The organism is Spirillospora sp. NBC_01491 (assembly GCF_036227065.1).
GTDB lineage: Bacteria > Actinomycetota > Actinomycetes > Streptosporangiales > Streptosporangiaceae > Spirillospora > Spirillospora xylanilytica.
On the sequence record NZ_CP109432.1, the window covers coordinates 7302708 to 7319215 of the forward strand.

Annotated in this window: 15 protein-coding genes; 9 read left to right on the top strand and 6 right to left on the bottom strand. The window is 73.4% G+C overall.

Annotated elements, in window-relative coordinates; translation table 11 throughout:
- Positions 1-62: 62 nt before the first annotated feature.
- The gene (locus OHA34_RS33945) at positions 63-1091 is read left to right on the top strand and encodes a hypothetical protein (protein WP_285937231.1); all 1029 of its coding nucleotides are present in this window, start codon (positions 63-65) and stop codon (positions 1089-1091) included.
- A 28-nt stretch (positions 1092-1119) separates the two neighbouring features.
- On the opposite strand, the gene OHA34_RS33950 is transcribed toward OHA34_RS33945, so the two are convergent.
- From OHA34_RS33950 to OHA34_RS33965, 4 genes are all read right to left on the bottom strand, one after another.
- Positions 1120-1986 carry a 1,4-dihydroxy-2-naphthoate polyprenyltransferase gene (locus OHA34_RS33950; protein ID WP_329519961.1) on the bottom strand — a complete coding sequence of 289 codons (867 nt, stop codon included), beginning with the start codon at positions 1984-1986 and terminating at the stop codon, positions 1120-1122.
- Between the two features lie 62 nt (positions 1987-2048).
- Entirely contained in the window at positions 2049-3767 is a 1719-nt protein-coding gene (locus OHA34_RS33955) for an MFS transporter (protein WP_329519962.1), read from the bottom strand.
- 78 nt (positions 3768-3845) lie between these two features.
- Positions 3846-4376 (bottom strand): GNAT family N-acetyltransferase, encoded by a 531-nt coding sequence (locus OHA34_RS33960; RefSeq protein ID WP_285937228.1) that lies wholly within the window; start codon positions 4374-4376, stop codon positions 3846-3848.
- A 53-nt stretch (positions 4377-4429) separates the two neighbouring features.
- Complete coding sequence (locus OHA34_RS33965) at positions 4430-5002, bottom strand: CGNR zinc finger domain-containing protein (protein WP_329519963.1); 573 nt, start codon at positions 5000-5002, stop codon at positions 4430-4432.
- 126 nt (positions 5003-5128) lie between these two features.
- Between OHA34_RS33965 and OHA34_RS33970 the strand changes: the two genes are divergently transcribed.
- Positions 5129-5491, top strand: coding sequence for a VOC family protein (locus OHA34_RS33970; protein WP_329519964.1), 363 nt, complete (start codon positions 5129-5131; stop codon positions 5489-5491).
- Between the two features lie 43 nt (positions 5492-5534).
- Here OHA34_RS33970 and OHA34_RS33975 read toward each other — a convergent pair whose 3' ends face one another.
- Positions 5535-6935 (bottom strand): aminotransferase-like domain-containing protein, encoded by a 1401-nt coding sequence (locus tag OHA34_RS33975; protein ID WP_329519965.1) that lies wholly within the window; start codon positions 6933-6935, stop codon positions 5535-5537.
- Between OHA34_RS33975 and OHA34_RS33980 the strand changes: the two genes are divergently transcribed.
- On the top strand, positions 6934-7872 hold the full coding sequence (locus OHA34_RS33980; RefSeq protein ID WP_329519966.1) for a DMT family transporter: 939 nt from the start codon (positions 6934-6936) through the stop codon (positions 7870-7872). The genes OHA34_RS33975 and OHA34_RS33980 overlap by 2 nt on opposite strands.
- Before the next feature lie 130 nt (positions 7873-8002).
- On the top strand, positions 8003-8248 hold the full coding sequence (locus OHA34_RS33985) for a hypothetical protein (RefSeq protein ID WP_329519967.1): 246 nt from the start codon (positions 8003-8005) through the stop codon (positions 8246-8248).
- Positions 8249-8328: 80 nt separating this feature from the next.
- On the opposite strand, the gene OHA34_RS33990 is transcribed toward OHA34_RS33985, so the two are convergent.
- Entirely contained in the window at positions 8329-8556 is a 228-nt protein-coding gene (locus tag OHA34_RS33990; RefSeq protein WP_285937222.1) for a hypothetical protein, read from the bottom strand.
- Between the two features lie 228 nt (positions 8557-8784).
- Here OHA34_RS33990 and OHA34_RS33995 point away from each other — a divergent pair, with 228 nt between their 5' ends.
- From OHA34_RS33995 to OHA34_RS34015, 5 genes are all read left to right on the top strand, one after another.
- Positions 8785-9813: a hypothetical protein gene (locus OHA34_RS33995; protein ID WP_329519968.1), complete on the top strand. Its 1029-nt coding sequence runs from the start codon at positions 8785-8787 to the stop codon at positions 9811-9813.
- A 295-nt stretch (positions 9814-10108) separates the two neighbouring features.
- The gene (gene dapA, locus OHA34_RS34000) at positions 10109-11047 is read left to right on the top strand and encodes a 4-hydroxy-tetrahydrodipicolinate synthase (RefSeq protein ID WP_285937220.1); all 939 of its coding nucleotides are present in this window, start codon (positions 10109-10111) and stop codon (positions 11045-11047) included.
- Positions 11044-12729 (top strand): ribonuclease J, encoded by a 1686-nt coding sequence (locus OHA34_RS34005; RefSeq protein WP_329519969.1) that lies wholly within the window; start codon positions 11044-11046, stop codon positions 12727-12729. Before dapA ends, OHA34_RS34005 begins: the two co-directional genes overlap by 4 nt.
- Positions 12730-12886: 157 nt before the next feature.
- On the top strand, positions 12887-15520 hold the full coding sequence (locus OHA34_RS34010; RefSeq protein WP_285937218.1) for a DNA translocase FtsK: 2634 nt from the start codon (positions 12887-12889) through the stop codon (positions 15518-15520).
- A gap of 218 nt (positions 15521-15738) precedes the next feature.
- A complete protein-coding gene (locus OHA34_RS34015) occupies positions 15739-16485 on the top strand; it encodes a helix-turn-helix domain-containing protein (RefSeq protein WP_285937217.1) in 747 nt (248 codons plus the stop codon).
- Positions 16486-16508 lie beyond the last annotated feature (23 nt).

Consider the following 16508-nt stretch of genomic DNA (forward strand, 5'->3'; position numbering starts at 1 on the left):
AGGGAGGAGATCCCTCCGTGGCGGGAGGTGGCGCGCGGGGGGTGCGGGCCATCGTTGGCGGCATGACCGTTTCAGATCAGCACCTCCCGGCGCGGGCGGCCGGTCCGGCCCGCGAACGCCGTCCGGCGCCCGGACGCCGTCCGGGCCGGGGCCGCCTGGCCATGTGCGCGGCCACCATCGCCGCCTGCGTCCCCTACCTCTTCTTGAAGATCCTCTGGCTGTCGGGCAGCACGGTCGGCTGGAACGACACCGAGTCGGCCGGGGAGTCCGCCCGCTACGTGGGCAACGTGGTCACCCTGGGGATGGACGCGGTGGCCGTGCTGGTGGTGCTCGCGTTCACCTTCCCGTGGGGGCGGCGGATCCCGGCGTGGCTCGTCCTCGCCCCGATCTGGACGGCCACCGGGCTGCTCCTGCCGATCGCGCTCGGAGTGCCGCTGGGCACCGTCGTCCAGACGCTCACCTCGTCGACCCCGATCACCGGGGACGACAACGGCCTCCAGGGCTGGGTGTACGCGATCGTGTACGGCGGATTCACGCTCCAGGGCATCGGGCTGCTCGCCGCCTTCACGCTGTACGCGCGGGACCGCTGGGCGGACGTCTTCACGCAGCGCGTCGGGGAAACGCCCGCCGGAGCGACCCATCACGTGCAGCGGCTCCTGACCCACGTCATGGTCGCCCCCGTCCTCCTGTACGCCGGGGTGCGCCTCTTCTGGGCGTTCGGCGGCACGTCCGGCCTTCCTGACGGCGAGGCGGGCGAGCGGAACGCCGCACAGCAGACCATCGAGGGCGTGTACGGGCTGCTCGCGCTCGTCGGGATCGCCGGGCTGCTGGCGCTGGTCAACCGGCGCGGCGGACGGTTCTGGAAGCCGATGGTCGCCGCCTGGGTCGGCGCGGGCGCCCTCTTCACCAGGTCGCTCTACACGCTCACCCTGCAACTGGGCGCCTCCGACGTCTTCGACGCCGAGTCCTCTCCGCTCGCGGGCCTCAGCATGCTCGTGGGCCTGATCGCCGGGCTCGTGATGGCGCTCACGGGCGCCTTCCTCCTCGCCGAGCGGCGGCCGGGAGCGGGCCGGACGGCGCCGTCCTTGTAGCCGGTCGTTTCAGGCTGGTCGTTCCAGGTCAGAGGGCGAGACCGACCGCGAGCAGGACGCCGTAGGCGATCTGGAGGCGGCCGGTCTCGCCGAGCACCGGGATCAGGTCGGGCCCGGACGCGCCGCGCAGCACCTTCTGGGTCGGCGGCACCGAGAGCGGCGCCGCCAGCAGCGCCAGCAGCGCCCACGGGTGCGGGGCGGAGAGGGCCAGCACCATCATGAACGGCAGCGCCGCGCACGCCGCGTACAGGATCCGGGTCCACGGGTCGCCGAGCAGCACCGCGAGGGTGCGCTTGCCGGAGACCCGGTCGGTGGGGATGTCGCGCAGGTTGTTGGCGACCAGCAGCGCGCAGGCCAGCAGCCCGATCGGCACGGCCGCCGCCCACGCCTCCCACGGAATCCCCTCGGCCTGCACGTAGACCGTGCCGACCACGGCGACCAGGCCGAAGAAGACGAACACCGAGATCTCGCCGAGCGCCCGGTAGCCGTACGGGTTCTTGCCGCCGGTGTAGAACCAGGCGGCCAGGATCGCGAACACGCCCACCAGCAGCAGCCACCAGGAGGTCACCGCCGCCAGGACCAGCCCGGCGACCGCCGCGACCAGGAAGCTGCCGAGCGCCGCCGCCAGCACCTGCTTGGGCCTGGCCGCCCCCGACCCGACCAGGCGCAGCGGGCCGACCCGGTCCTCGTCGGTGCCGCGGACGCCGTCGCTGTAGTCGTTGGAGTAGTTGACGCCGATCTGGAGGATGAGCGCGACCAGCGCGGCGAGCACGGCGCGCCACCAGTTCGCGTGGCCGGCGCCGATCGCGACGCCGGTACCGGTGACGACGGGGACGAGGGAGGTCGGCAGGGTCCGGGGCCGGGATCCGGCGACCCATTGGGAGAGCGTGGCCACTGGTTACCGGTTCTTCTCTTGGGACGACAGGGGACTACGCCTCCGATTCTCCCCGATGGCGATCACTGGTCGGGCGTGGGCGTGGGCGTGGGCGCGGGGCCGGGGGCGGACGCCCGCGTGGGTTCCCGGGTGGCGGCCGGGGCCGGGGCGGGCGCTGAGGGGCGCAGCCGCAGCGACATCGCCAGCCCGAGCGCCAGGATCGCGGCGGTGGTCAGCGCGCCGCGCCGGGTGGCGACCGCAAGGCTCTCGTCGGCCGCCCGCGCCTCGACGGCGGTCGCGGGGGAGCGGTGCAGCTCGCGGCCGTAGGTCCCGGCGCTCTCCCGCAGCTCGTGCGCGACGGCGGCCTGCCGGGCCGGCGGCAGCGCGGTGCCGGCGAGCCGGTCGGTCATCGCGTGCCCGAGCCCGGTCGCGAACACCGTGCCGATCAGCGCGATGCCGAGCGCCGCGCCGACCTGCCGGGCCGTCGACTGGGTGCCGGACGCCTGGCCGGCCTGCGCGGGCGGGACGTCGGCGAGCGAGACGTTGGTGAGCTGCGCGGAGGTCAGGCCGAGGCCGAGCCCGTACAGCAGCATCCAGGGCGCGAGCCCGAACCCGGTGGTGGTCGCGGTGATGGTGAGCCCGATCGCGACGACCGCGGCGACCTCCAGCACCATGCCGATCTGCACGACCCGGTGCGCGCCGCGCTTGTTGGCGAGCCTGCCCGCGTATCCGCCGGTGAGGAACGCGCCGATCGCCAGCGGGAGGATCGCCACGCTGATCTGGAGCGGCGAGGTGCCGTGCACGCCGAGCAGGAACAGCGGCAGCACGAACAGCAGGCCGAGCTCGCCCACGTTGATCAGGGACGAGGCCAGGTTGCCGTGCCGGAAGTTGGGAATCCGGAACAGGGTCAGGTCGAGCAGCACCGGACGTCCCGCCGCGGCCCGCGCCCGCTCGACGGCGATCAGGCCGGCCAGCAGCAGCACGCCGACCGCGAGCACGACCGGGACCGGGGACGGCCCGCCGGACGGCCAGTCGAGGCCGGCCAGGGAGAACTGCCGCGTCGGGGCCCACCAGCCGTAGGTCTGGCCCTCGATCAGCCCGCACACGAGCGCGCCGAGGCCGAGCGCGGACAGCGCCGAGCCGGTCCAGTCGATCTCGCGGACCGCGCGGCGGGCGCGCGGGCCGCGGTCCTCGCGGGTCTCGGGCATCAGCGCCAGCGCGCCGATGACCAGCGCGGCGCCGAGCGGCAGGTTGATCCCGAACGCCCAGCGCCAGCCGCTGCCGGTCGCGACCGCCCCGCCGATCAGCGGGCCGAGCGCGGCCATGCCGCTGATCAGCGAGCCCCAGATGCCGAAGGCGACGGCCCGGTCCCGTCCGGTGAACAGCGCGTTCACCGTGGACAGCGTGGCCGGCATGATCATCGAGGCGCCGACGCCCTGGAGCGCCCGCGACCCGATCAGCGCGGACCCGCTCCCGGAGAACGCCGCGCAGCCGCTGGCCAGCGTGAAGACGACCACGCCGAGCAGGAACAGCCGGCGCCGCCCGAACAGGTCGCCGGCCCGCCCGAACGGGATGAGCAGCGCCGCGAACACCAGCGCGTAGACCGAGGTCACCCACTCGGCGCCGGTGCTGGTCAGATCGAGCCCGCCGATGATCTGGGGGAGCAGCACCCCGACGATGGTGGCGTCCACGACGATCAGCGAGACGCCGAGGCTGATGACGACCATGCCCAGCCAGCGCCGGCGGCCGGACGACGGTGCCGCCGGCGCGTCCGGCGGCGTCATGGAGAGGGTCTCGGGCACGGCTTTAAACATAAGGCCGAGGTCCCGGTGCCCCGCACCGACCCCACGTCAAGCCGGTGCCGGCGCCGGCCGCCCGCCTCAGCCGATGTCGGTGTGCAGCCGGATCTGCCGGACGGGCTCGCCCATGTCGAGGGTGCGGGCGGTGCCGTCCGGGGCCCAGCCCGCCGAGCCGAGGAACGTGCGCAGCACCTCGTCCTTCTCGAACGCCCACGTGATCAAGGTCGTGAAGCCGTCGTCGCGGAGCAGGTCGACGGTGGCGGCCAGCAGGCGGCTGCCGTGCCCGGCGCGGGCGTGCAGCGGGTCGACCAGCAGCGCCACCAGCTCGGCGGCCTCCGGGACGTCGGGGTCCTCGGCGGGCGCGTGCGCGGCGAGGCCGACGACCAGGTCGTCGGCCACCGCGACCAGCAGCCGGTGGCGCGGGCTCGGCGGGTCGGTGACCGCCTCGGTCCAGCGCTCCCGCCATACCCGCCGGGCGGCCTCACCGGTCACCTCGGCGAGGACCTCGGCGGGGAGCAGTTCGCGGTAGCCCTGGCGCCAGACGCGCACCTGGATGTCGGCGACGGCGGCGACGTCCGCGCGCCGGGCGGGCCGTACGCCCACATCGGCCATGGTGTCCACGTCCTTTCGAGTGCGGGATCACCGCACACCCTAGAGCCCGTGGATCAGCCGGGTGCGGTGCGGCGGCGGGCCCGGTAGGCGCGGGTCTTGGTCCGGTTGCCGCACACGCGCATGGAGCACCAGGCGCGGGAGCGGTTCTTGGAGGTGTCGAGGAACGCCCAGAGGCAGGTGTCCTCCTGGCAGACCTTCAGCCGCGTCCATGTTCCCGAGGCGGTGGCGTCCACGATGGCGGCGGCGATCCGGGCGAGTCCCGCCGGGACGCCGTCGCCGATGGGCGTGAGCGCAGGCCGTCCGCCGGCGAAGGTGACCCGCAGCGGCAGATCGCGCAGCGCCGCGTCCAGCCCGCTGAGCGGCGGTCCCGGGGAGGACGGGCCATGGTGCGCGAGCATCGCCGCGCGGAGCCCCTCGCGGAGGGCGATCGCGGCGGCCAGGTCGGCCCCGGTGGCGGCGGCCTGGGGCGGGACGAGCGCGCGCCCGGCCAGCCACCCGGCCAGCCCGGCGGGCGTGCCGAGCTCGTCGGAGGCGCAGTCGATCTCGAGGGTGTTGACGAAGTCGCGCAGCAGGGCTGCCGCGTCGGGGTCGGCGGCGTCAGCGCCCGCCGGGTCCGTGTCGGCCATCACCCCTCCTGCCTGCCATGAGAACTCTAGCAAGGTAAGACACCAGTATCCGGGTATGGCCGGTTGCGCGACCGTCGACACCATCAATAATGTTTCACCGGTGTCCCCGACCCAGAGGAGAGCTTGATGACGACGCCGACGCCGAAGGTCACCAATGTGGCCGTCGACTGCGCCGACCGGGACGTGATGGCGGCGTTCTGGGGCGCCCTGCTCGGGATGCGGGTCACCTACCGCGACGAGGACTGGCTCGACCTCGAACCGCTCGGCCCCGGCGGGCCGCTGCTGTCGTTCCAGCTCGTCCCCGAGCCCAAAGCGGTCAAGAACCGGGTGCACCTCGATCTGGAGGTCCCCGACATCAAGGCGGCGGGGGAGCGCGCGGCCGGACTCGGCGCGACTCCGGCCGGTGCCCCGCTCGGCCGCCCGGAGGCCCCGTTCCAGGTCTGGCGCGACCCGGAGGGCAACGAGTTCTGCTTCTGCACGAAGGAGTGACCCGCGCGAGGCCGGACGGTCCCCCCCCCCGACGCCCGCCGGGTCAGGCGGTCGTCCCGCCGATGACGGCGGCCAGGCGGCGGACGCCTTCGGCCAGTTCGGCCTCCGAGGCCGCCGTCCCGTAGCCGATGCGCAGGTAGGGGGCGGGCGGCTCGGCGGGGAAGAAGGGGCGTCCCGCGCTGACCAGCACCCCGGCGCGCAGCGCCGCCTCGGCCAGCTCGACGTCGTCGGTCCCGTCCGGCAGCCGCACCCACAGGTGGCAGCCGCCCGCCGGACGGTTCACCTCCAGGCCGGGGAGGTCGCGGGCGAGCGCGGTCAGGGTCGCGTCCCGCCGGGACTTCAGCGCGGTCCGGACCGCGCGCAGGTGCCGCGGCCAGCCCGGGGAGCCGACCAGCTCGACCAGCGTCTCCTGGAGCGGCCTGGCGGGGCAGAAGTCCCCGACGAGCTGGGTCGCGCGGATCCGTTCGGCGACCGGGCCGCGCGCGATCACCGCGGCCACCCGCAGGCTCGGCGCGGTCGCCTTGGTGAGCGAGGCGATGTGCACCACCCGGCCGTCGCCGTCCTGGGCGATCATCGGCGGCGGGCCCGGCTCGATCCCGAGGTGGCGGGCGAAGTCGTCCTCGATCACGAACGCGCCCGCGGCCCGCGCCACCGCGAGCACCTCCGTCCGGCGCCCCGCGTCCAGCACCGCGCCCGTCGGATTGTGGAACGTGGGCTGGCAGTACAGGACCCGCGCGCCCGTCATCGCGAACGCCTCGGCCAGCAGGCCGGTGCGCAGCCCGCCGGCGTCGACCGGGACCGGCACCGGGTGCAGCCCGGCCGCCCGCGCGGTGGCGAGCGCGCCGGGGTAGGTCGGCGACTCGACCAGCACCGGCGCTCCCGGAGGGAGTAGCGCTCGCAGCACCGTCGACAGCGACTGTTGCCCGCCGCCGGTGATCAGCACATCGGCGGGGGCGACCTGGCCGCCGACCGTGCGGGCGAACCAGGCGCGCAGCTCGGCGATCCCGCTGAGCGGCGGCAGCTCCCACGCGTCCGGCCTGCGGGCCGCCCGCCCGGCCGCCGTGGCCATCGCCCGCACGGGCTGGAGCGAGGGGTGCAGGTAGCCGCCGCTGAGCGCGATCGCGCCCTCCGGCGGCGGGGTGAGCAGCCAGGCGATCGCGTCCGCGGCCACGGCGCGGTCGCCGAGCGCGACCGCCTGCCAGCCGAGGTCGGCCGGGCCGGGCAGCGGCGCGGGGCGTCCGGCGGCGAACGCGCCGCTGCCGGGCCGGGTCACCACCAGCCCCTCGGCCGCCAGCAGCCCGAGCGCCCGCGTCACCGTGACCGGGCTGACCCGGTGCAGCGCCACCAGCGCGCGGCTGGACGGCAGCCGCTCGCCGGGCCGCAGCCGGCCGACCTCGGTGCGCAGCCGGTCGGCCAGAGTGAGCACACTGCTATCGTTTTGCATGAAAGACCACGATAGCGCTACTGATCTCCCGCCGATAGCGCTCGGCCCGCTGGCCCCCGCCGCGCTCGGCGTGCTGATCTACTCCTTCACCCTCCCGGCCACGGCCGTCGGGCTGGAGGGGCTCGACCCCTACCTCGTCGGGGTCGGCCGCTCCGCCGCCGCGTCCCTCCTGGCGATCGCCGCGCTGCTCGCCGTCCGGGCCCGCCCGCCGCGCCGCGGTCAGTGGGCGGGGTTCGCGGTCGTCGGCGCGGGAGTGGTCTTCGGCTTCCCGGTGCTGACCACCCTCGCGCTGGACCACGGCGCGTCCGCCGCGCACTCGGCCGTGGTCGTCGGGCTGCTCCCCGCGGCCACCGCCGTGTTCGCCGTGCTGCGCGCCGGTGAGCGGCCGTCCGGTGCGTTCTGGCTGGCCAGCGGGGCGGGGGCGGTCTGCGTCACCGGGTTCGCGCTGGTCCGCGGCGCAGGCCGGGTCACCGCCGCCGACCTGCTGCTGGTCGCGGCCCTGCTCGCCGTCGCGGCCGGGTACGCCGAGGGCGGACGGCTGGCGCACTCCATGCCGGGCTGGCAGGTCATCTCCTGGGCACTGGTGCTGACCGCCCCGATCTCGGTCCCGGTGACGCTGTGGCTGATGGCGGCGACCGATCCGCAGTGGACGGTCCGGACCGGGCTCGGATTCGGCTACCTGGCCGTCTTCTCCGCCTATCTGGGGTTCTTCGCCTGGTACGCGGGGATGGCCAGGGTGGGAATCGCGCGGGCCGGGCAGGTCCAGCTCGTCCAGCCGGTGCTGACCCTGCTGTGGTCGGGCCTCCTCCTCGGCGAGCTGATCGACGCGACGACTGCGCTGGCCGCGGTCGCGGTGCTCGCCTGCGTGGCGCTCACCCAGCGGGCCAGGGTGCGCCGCGCCGGGCCCGCGGCTCCCTTGCGCGACCTGGCGGACTAGCGCCCGATGAGACAAAGCGTGTCACATCGTGTTCTGACGGCCGCCGGATAAACGGATCGATAAACGGCTCGGTACGGACTCTGAATATCGCCGTTGTTAGCTTCGAGTCAGTCGATGAATGGAGCAGCGGATGCCGACGAAGAAGACCGCAGCCAAGCTCGCCGTGGCCGCCCTCATCACCGGAGGCGGCCTCATGCTCGCGGCCGGTCCCGCCAGCGCCGAGACCGAATGGGGCCTGGCGGGAAGCAGCGCGGCGGCGCCGGCCGAGACCGAATGGGGCCTGGCAGGCGGCGGCGGCGCCATCACCCCCGCGGAGATCGAGTGGGGCTTCGCGGGCGGCGGCACGGTCACGCCGGCGGAGATCGAATGGGGCTGATCGGCCCCGCGGTCCCCGCCGCGTGGTGAACCGCGCCCGGTGCCGCGGACCGGCCCGGGCGCGGGCCCCAACGGCCCGGCTCAGTCGCGGACGATCTGGGCCAGCAGGGTGAGGACGCCGACGCCCACGCCGATCGGGATCGCCGCGTCCGGGAAGAGGGCCGCGACGATCGCGGCCACGGCGGCGGCGAGCAGGATGACCAGCGCGCGTGTGCTGATCACGGGCTGGGGCTCGATGTCGGGCCCCTCACGGCGGCGCGGTTCGGGCCGTGAGGCCCTGGTCTCGGCGCGGTTCGGTCGGATTCGCATGGCCGCTCGACCTCCATCCCCGTGACGGGGTTAGGACGGGCGGCCCGCTGCCGCGGCAGCGGGCCTCACCGGCCGGTCAGGCCCTCTGAGCCGCCTAAGGGCATGGTGCACCCCGGGCGGACGATCTCGGGTGCGCGACGCGCGGAGCGTACCCGACCATGACCCGCCCGCGGGGCCGGGCGGCGCGCGCGAGTCGCCTTCGTCCTCTCTGTCCGGGATCATTGGGAAATGGTGCAGATCAGAGTGCGGCGGGTGCTCCGCTGGACGGGCCGGACGGTGGGCCTCGTGCTCGGTCTCGTGGCGCTCGCGCTCGCGGGGGTGTGGGTGTGGTGGCAGCCCGAGCCGCGGGCCCGGGGGACCGAGGCGAACGCGCTGTGGGCGCGGCACCAGTGGATCGGGGAGCCGCACACCGAGGACGAGTACCGCCGGCTCGGCGCGCTGCTGCGCGACAACGCGATCACCGACGTCTTCTTCCACGCGGGCCCCTTCGAGCCCGACGGAACCGTCCCGGCCGCCAAGTACCGCAATGCCCGGAAGCTGATCGCGGCCATGCGCGCGCACGCGCCCGGCATCCGCGCGCAGGCGTATCTCGGGCAGATCCGGACGGTGGACGGCGAGGGCGTCATCCAGATCGACGACCCGGCCGTGCGGGACCGGGTGCTGCGGACCGACGCGACCTTCCTCGACCTCGGGTTCGACGGGATCCACTACGACTTCGAGCCCATCTACCCCGACGACGGCGCGTTCCTGACCCTGATGGCCCGGACCCGTGAGCTGACCCGGTCGCGGGGCCGGCTGCTGTCGGTGGCGCTGGAGCAGTCCACCCTGCTGGACGCCGCGCAGCCGGTCTACAAGGCGCTGCTCCCGCGCGCGGGGAAGTGGAAGTACCCGCCGCGTCCGACCGATGACTTCCTGCGCAAGGTCGCCGGCCTCAGCGACCAGGTCGCGATCATGACCTATGACGTGTCGCTGCCGACCCGGTCGCTGGTCGGCTGGCACTTCGCCCGGCACACCGAGCGGACGCTGCGGCTGATCGGCGACCGGACCACCGTGTTCATGGGCGTGCCCACCTACCGGCCGCTGATGGACTGGGCCGAGGATCTGCCCGGGGCGCTGCGCGGCGTCCGGCGCGGGATCGACGCGCTCGACCGTCCCCCGGCCCGCCCGTACGGGGTCGGGGTCTACGCGGACTGGACCACCGACGCGGCGGACTGGGCCGCCTATCGGGCGGGCTGGCTGCCCGGCGGGAAGGGGTAGGCCCGCCGCCGATACCTCCGTGCCGGCCCGGCTGGACGGCCGAAAGTGTGCCTGTTGAGGCTTCCGTCCGCGTTATTCAACCGAGTCCGGGAAGTGGCCGTCCTGACCCCGTAACGCCGGATTTGCGTGCCACGATGTGGAGGTGGAAGCCGTCGCCACGCGTACCCCCGAGCGTGTGGCGACGGCTTCTCCCTTGTCCGGCCCCGCGTCCGCCCGTCGGCCCGGCGCGGTGATCCGCCGCCGGAAGGGGACCTGAGGGTCCAAGCCGATCGGCCGGAACGGTACCGTTCGGTGCATGGCACCCAGCACAACGAGTGACGCTCCGTTCGGGCGGATGCTGACCGCTATGGTCACTCCGTTCCTGCCGGACGGCGGCGTCGACTACGACGGAGCCGCGCGCCTCGCGACCCACCTGGTCGACGAGCGGCGACACGACGGCCTCGTGGTCAACGGCACGACCGGTGAGTCCCCGACGACGGGCGACGCCGAGAAAGAGCGCCTCCTCCGCGCGGTGATCGAGGCGGTCGGCGACCGCGCCGTCGTCATCGCCGGTGCCGGGACCAACCACACCGAGCACACCCTGAACCTCGCCCGGCAGGCCGAGGCCGCCGGGGCGCAGGGCCTGCTGGTCGTCACCCCCTATTACAACAAGCCTCCGCAGGAGGGCCTGCTCCGGCATTTCACGGCGGTGGCCGACGCCACCGGCCTGCCGAGCATGCTGTACGACATCCCGGGCCGTACCGGGGTGCCGATCCACTCCGAGACCCTCGTCCGTCTCGCCGAGCACCCGCGGATCATCGCGGTCAAGGACGCCAAGGGCGACCTGTTCGCGGCCTCGCAGGTGATGGCCGAGACCGACCTGGTGTGGTACTCGGGCGACGACGTCCTCAACCTGCCCTGGCTGTCGGTCGGGGCGGCCGGGTTCGTCAGCGTGGTCGGACATGTCGTGGGCACCGAGCTCCATGAGATGATCGACGCGTACCGCGCCGGGGAGCAGGCGCGGGCCTTGGAGATCCATCGGCGGCTGCTGCCCGTGGTCGCCGCCATCATGACCCGTACGCAGGGCGCCATCGCCGTGAAGGCAGCGCTGAACCTGCTGGGCCTTCCGGGCGGCGGCCCGTTGCGCGCGCCGCTCGTCGAGGCCCCGCCGGAGTTCGCGGCGCGACTGCGTGAAGACCTCACGATTGGGGGAGTCAAAGTGCCGGAGGTAACCATCCCGGAGGTTCCTAGGTGAGCCATCCTCACCCCGAGCTCTCGCATCCGCCCACGCTCGCCGAAGGCGGGCTGCGCATCGTCGCACTGGGCGGTCTGGGGGAGATCGGCCGCAACATGACGGTCTTCGAGTACGGCGGACGCCTGCTCATCGTCGACTGCGGCGTGCTTTTCCCCGAAACCGAGCAGCCGGGCATCGATCTGATCCTGCCGGACTTCGAGTACATCCGAGATCGGCTCGACGACATCGAGGCGATCGTCCTCACGCACGGCCACGAGGACCACATCGGGGCCGTGCCCTACCTGCTGCGCGAACGCCGCGACATCCCGCTGGTCGGGTCGCGGCTCACGCTGGCGCTGCTGGAGGCCAAGCTCACCGAGCACCGCATCAAGCCGGTCACCGACGTCGTCCGCGAGGGCGAGACGCGGTCGTTCGGCCCGTTCGACGCCGAGTTCCTCTCGGTCAACCACTCGATCCCGGACGCGCTCGCGGTCGCGCTGCGCACCCCGGCGGGCCTGGTCCTGGCCACCGGCGACTTCAAGATGGACCAGCTCCCGCTGGACGGCCGGCTGACCGACCTCGGCGGGTTCGCCCGGCTCGGCGCCGAGGGCATCGACCTGCTGATGTCGGACTCGACCAACGCCGAGGTCCCCGGCTTCGTCACCAGCGAGCGCAACATCGGCCCGGTGATCGACGAGGTGTTCCGCACCGCGCAGGAGCGCCTCATCGTCGCCTGCTTCGCCTCGCACATCCACCGGGTGCAGCAGGTGCTGGACGCCGCCGTCGCCAACCGCCGCAAGGTGTGCTTCGTCGGCCGCTCGATGGTGCGCAACATGGGGGTCGCGCGCGAGCTCGGCTACCTGCGCGTGCCCGAGGGCATCATGGTCGAGCAGCGCGAGCTGGAGGACGTCCCGGCCGACCGGCTGGTGCTGGTGTGCACCGGCTCGCAGGGCGAGCCGATGTCGGCGCTGTCGCGGATGGCCGGCCGCGACCACCAGATCAGGATCACCGACCGCGACACGGTGATGCTGGCCTCGTCGCTGATCCCGGGCAACGAGACCTCGGTCAACCGGGTCATCAACGGCCTGACCCGCTGGGGCGCCCGCATCGTGCACAAGGGCAACGCCCTGGTGCACGTGTCCGGGCACGCCTCCGCGGGCGAGCTGCTGTACGTGCTCAACATGACCAAGCCCGGCAACTTCATGCCGATCCACGGCGAGTGGCGGCACCTGCGGGCGCACGCCAAGCTGGCCGCGCTCACCGGGGTGCCCGACGACAACATCGTCATCGCCGAGGACGGCGTGGTGGTCGACCTGGTCGACGGCCAGGCCAGGATCGTCGGCGCGGTCCCGGCCGGGTACGTCTACGTCGACGGGCTGTCGGTCGGACAGGTCACCGAGACCTCGCTGAAGGACCGGCGGATCCTGGGCGAGGAGGGCTTCGTGTCCATCGTCGTCGGGATCGACTCCAGCTCCGGCAAGGTGGTCGCCGGGCCGGAGATCCACGCCCGTGGCGCCGGCATCGTCAACGAGGACTTCGACCAGGTCATCGAGCGGCTGGAGGCGGCCCTCCAGGACGCGGCCGGCGACGGCGTCAACGACGTGCACCAGCTCCACCAGATCATCCGGCGCACCGCCGGCAAGTGGGTGAGCGACAACTACCGCCGCCGCCCGATGATCATCCCGGTGCTCGTCGAGGTGTAGCCGAGGCACAGCAGGGGCCGGCGGCCTTCGGGCCACCGCGGGCGACCGCGAGGCCACGCGCCGTATTCGCGTGGTCTTGCGGTCGTTCGCCCTCTGCCTGGCAACACGCCGGTTCCGTGCCGGGGCACGCCGCTGCTCCTTGGTTACTCTCGTAACCATGGCCACACGTGCGTCCGGGGGAGCGAAGACCACATCCTCGCGTACCGGGGGCGGCGCGGCTCGCAAGCCGGCGGGGCCCGCCCCGCGCAAACGCCCGAGCGGCGGGGCGAAGGGCGGCGGCAAGAGCGGCCGGGGTTCGGGCGGCCGGGGCCGCCCCCCGCAGAAGCCGGATCCGATCCCGCAGCTCATCGTCGGCTTCTTCAAGCTGATCTTCAAGCTCTACCACCTGGCGGCGGTCGGCGTCGGGTCGGTCTTCCGCGCCTACGGGCACGGCGCCCGCAGCCTCGACGCCGAGCACCAGCGCGACGGTCTCGGCCTCGCCCTGCTCGGCGCGTCGATCGTGCTGGCCTCGGTCACCTGGTGGCGGCCCGACGGGGTGGTCACGATCGCGCTGGAGCAGGTGGTGCGCGGCGGCATCGGCATGGTGGCCATGGCCCTCCCGGTGCTGCTGGCGCTGCTGGCCTGGCGGACGCTGCGCCATCCCGAGCACCACGAGGACACCGGACGCGTCGTCATCGGCATCACCGCCCTCGGCGTCGGCGTGCTCGGCATCCTGCACGTCGCCGCGGGCCTGCCCACCCCGGCCAAGGACATGGACGGGGTCCGGCACGCGGGCGGCGTCATCGGCTGGCTGGTCGCCGCGCCGCTCGACGCGGCGCTCAGCGGCTGGGTGGCGGTGCCGCTGCTGCTCCTGCTGTCGGGCTTCGGCGTGCTGGTCGTCACCGCGACGCCGATCGCCAAGGTCCCCGAGCGGATGACCGACCTGTGGGCCGTGGCGACGTTGCAGGGCCGTCCGGACCGTCCCGACGCGCTCGCCGCCGGCGCCGCCCCCAAACCGCGCCGCAAGGGCCGCGGCAAGGGTGGGGGCAAGGGCGGCGACGAGCCGCGCGACGAGGACGGGCTGGAGGTCGGCGAGCACTCCAAGCCGTACGACACCCCGCTGCTGAAGGACGGGCCGAAGAAGCGCGCCAAGCCCCAGCGCGACCTCGCCGACGACCTCTTCGACCCCGAGCCGTTCGCCGAGATCCCGCCGCAGGCCACCGCGCTGGAGGACGAGGACGACTTCCCGCCGCCGCCCGAGCCCGAGCCCGACCTCGAGCACGAGGTGCCCGACCCGACCCCGGCGCCGGCCCGCACCGAGCAGCTCCCGCTGTCGTCGTCCGGCGAGATCTACGAGCTGCCCGACCCGGCGATGCTGCGTCCCGGCAGCGTCTCCAAGGCCCGCACCAAGGGCAACGACACGGTGGTCAACGCGCTCACCGCGGTGCTGGAGCAGTTCGACATCGACGCGCAGGTCACCGGGTTCACCCGGGGTCCGACCATCACCCGGTACGAGATCGAGCTGGGCCCGGCGGTCAAGGTCGAGAAGGTCACCGCGCTGACCAAGAACATCGCCTACGCGGTCAAGAGCGCCGACGTGCGGATCATCTCCCCGATCCCCGGCAAGTCCGCGATCGGGGTGGAGATCCCCAACGTCGACAAGGACATCGTCAGCCTCGGCGACGTGCTGCGCTCGCCCGCCGCGACCAGCGAGCACCACCCGATGATCGTCGGGCTGGGCAAGGACGTCGAGGGCCGCACGGTGGTGGCCAACCTGGCCAAGATGCCGCACATCCTGATCGCCGGCGCGACCGGCGCGGGCAAGTCCACCTGCATCAACGGCCTGATCACCTCGGTGCTGATGCGGGCCACCCCGGACGAGGTGCGGATGATCCTGGTCGACCCCAAGCGGGTCGAGCTGACCATGTACCAGGGCATCCCGCACCTGATCACCCCGATCATCACCAATCCCAAGAAGGCCGCCGAGGCGCTGGAGTGGGTCGTCGGCGAGATGGACCGGCGCTACGACGACCTGGCCGCCTCGGGGTTCCGGCACATCGACGACTTCAACAAGGCGGTGCAGGCGGGCAAGCTCACCGCGCCCCCCGGCAGCGAGCGGGTCTACACCCCCTACCCGTACATGCTGGTGATCGTCGACGAGCTCGCCGACCTGATGATGGTCGCGCCGCGCGACGTCGAGGACTCGGTGGTGCGGATCACCCAGCTCGCCCGCGCCGCCGGCATCCACCTGGTGCTGGCCACCCAGCGCCCGAGCGTCGACGTGGTGACCGGCCTGATCAAGGCCAACGTGCCGTCCCGGCTGGCGTTCGCGACGTCCTCGCTGGCCGACAGCCGGGTCATCCTCGACCAGCCCGGCGCCGAGAAGCTGGTCGGGCAGGGTGACGCCCTGTTCCTGCCGATGGGCGCCAGCAAGCCGATGCGGTTGCAGAACGCGTTCGTCGCCGAGAAGGAGATCAGCGGGATCGTCGGCCACTGCAAGGGGCAGATGGAGGCGGCCTACCGCGAGGACGTCACCGACGTCGCCGGCCCGAAGAAGGAGATCGACGGCGACATCGGCGACGACATGGACCTGCTCGTCCAGGCGATCGAGCTGGTCGTCAGCACCCAGTTCGGGTCCACCTCGATGCTCCAGCGCAAGCTGCGGGTGGGGTTCGCCAAGGCCGGCCGGCTGATGGACCTGATGGAGAGCCGCGACATCGTCGGGCCGAGCGAGGGCTCCAAGGCGCGCGACGTGCTCGCCAAGCCCGACGACCTCCCGGGGGTCCTGGCCGAGCTCCGCGGCGGCTCCTGAGCCCCCTGGACGGTCCGCGGCGGCGCCCGGTCGTACCGGTCGACCTGGGGCGTTCCGCGCCGCCGTGGCGGAGCGGGACCGGATCGGGCATGGTGGAATGATGCGCAATCTTGCCCTGTTTCGAACGTGTTGTCTGTCGCTCAGCGGGCATTGCGGTTTCTAGACTGGTGTCGCTGGAGTGTGGGGTTGGGCATGGTCGCTCTCAAGGGAGGCTCGGCGTGAGCATCGGTGAGACCTTGGCGAGAGAGCGACGGCGGGCCGGTCTCACGGTCACCCAGGTGAGCCTTCAGACCAGGGTCCGCGAGACCGTCATCCGCGGGATGGAGAACGACGACTTCTCCGTGTGCGGCGGCAACTTCTACGCCCGCGGCCACATCCGCAACATCTCCCGGATGATCGGCATCGACCCCGAGCCGCTGGTCCGCGACTTCGACGAGTCGCACGGCGGCGCGCCGCAGCCCGTCTCGGCGCTCGAGCCCGAGCATCCGGTCGCGTTCCGCGAGCGCCGCTCGCCGAACTGGAGCGCGGCGATGGCCCTCGCGTTCGCGCTGGTGGTCATCTACGGGGTCGTCCAGGTGTTCGGCGGCGGAGGCGGGCCCGAGCGGCGCACCGCCCGGCAGGTGGCCGGCACCCCGGGCCCGGCGGGCGCCGCCAACCCCGTGGCGCCCGCGCCGAAGAAGAACGACCCGGTGGTCGAGGCGCCGCGCAAGAACGTCGAGGTGCGCCTCAAGGCCAAGCGCGCCACCTGGGTCAACGTGCGCGGCGACAAGGGCCGGACGTTGTTCAGCGGCACCATCCGCCGGGGCGACGCCCGGAAGTGGAAGGCCCGCAAGAAGCTCATCATCCTGATGGGCAGCGGCGGCGGCATGAAGGTCACCGTCAACGGCAAGGACATCGGTTCGCCCGGCAAGGGCGGCCGGGTGCTGCGGCTGAGCTTCACCCCGCGCGACCCCGAGACCGCCTGAACCAGCCCGAACCCGCCTGAAAC

What these genes read in the sequence shown, in the direction of transcription:
- OHA34_RS33945 (WP_285937231.1), top strand. Translation starts at nt 63, where the DNA reads ATGACCGTTTCAGATCAGCACCTCCCGGCGCGGGCGGCCGGTCCGGCC.
- OHA34_RS33960 (WP_285937228.1), bottom strand. Translation starts at nt 4,376, where the DNA reads ATGGCCGATGTGGGCGTACGGCCCGCCCGGCGCGCGGACGTCGCCGCC.
- OHA34_RS33965 (WP_329519963.1), bottom strand. Translation starts at nt 5,002, where the DNA reads ATGGCCGACACGGACCCGGCGGGCGCTGACGCCGCCGACCCCGACGCG.
- OHA34_RS33970 (WP_329519964.1), top strand. Translation starts at nt 5,129, where the DNA reads ATGACGACGCCGACGCCGAAGGTCACCAATGTGGCCGTCGACTGCGCC.
- OHA34_RS33980 (WP_329519966.1), top strand. Translation starts at nt 6,934, where the DNA reads ATGAAAGACCACGATAGCGCTACTGATCTCCCGCCGATAGCGCTCGGC.
- OHA34_RS33975 (WP_329519965.1), bottom strand. Translation starts at nt 6,935, where the DNA reads ATGCAAAACGATAGCAGTGTGCTCACTCTGGCCGACCGGCTGCGCACC.
- OHA34_RS33985 (WP_329519967.1), top strand. Translation starts at nt 8,003, where the DNA reads ATGCCGACGAAGAAGACCGCAGCCAAGCTCGCCGTGGCCGCCCTCATC.
- OHA34_RS33990 (WP_285937222.1), bottom strand. Translation starts at nt 8,556, where the DNA reads ATGCGAATCCGACCGAACCGCGCCGAGACCAGGGCCTCACGGCCCGAA.
- OHA34_RS33995 (WP_329519968.1), top strand. Translation starts at nt 8,785, where the DNA reads ATGGTGCAGATCAGAGTGCGGCGGGTGCTCCGCTGGACGGGCCGGACG.
- dapA (WP_285937220.1), top strand. Translation starts at nt 10,109, where the DNA reads ATGGCACCCAGCACAACGAGTGACGCTCCGTTCGGGCGGATGCTGACC.
- OHA34_RS34010 (WP_285937218.1), top strand. Translation starts at nt 12,887, where the DNA reads ATGGCCACACGTGCGTCCGGGGGAGCGAAGACCACATCCTCGCGTACC.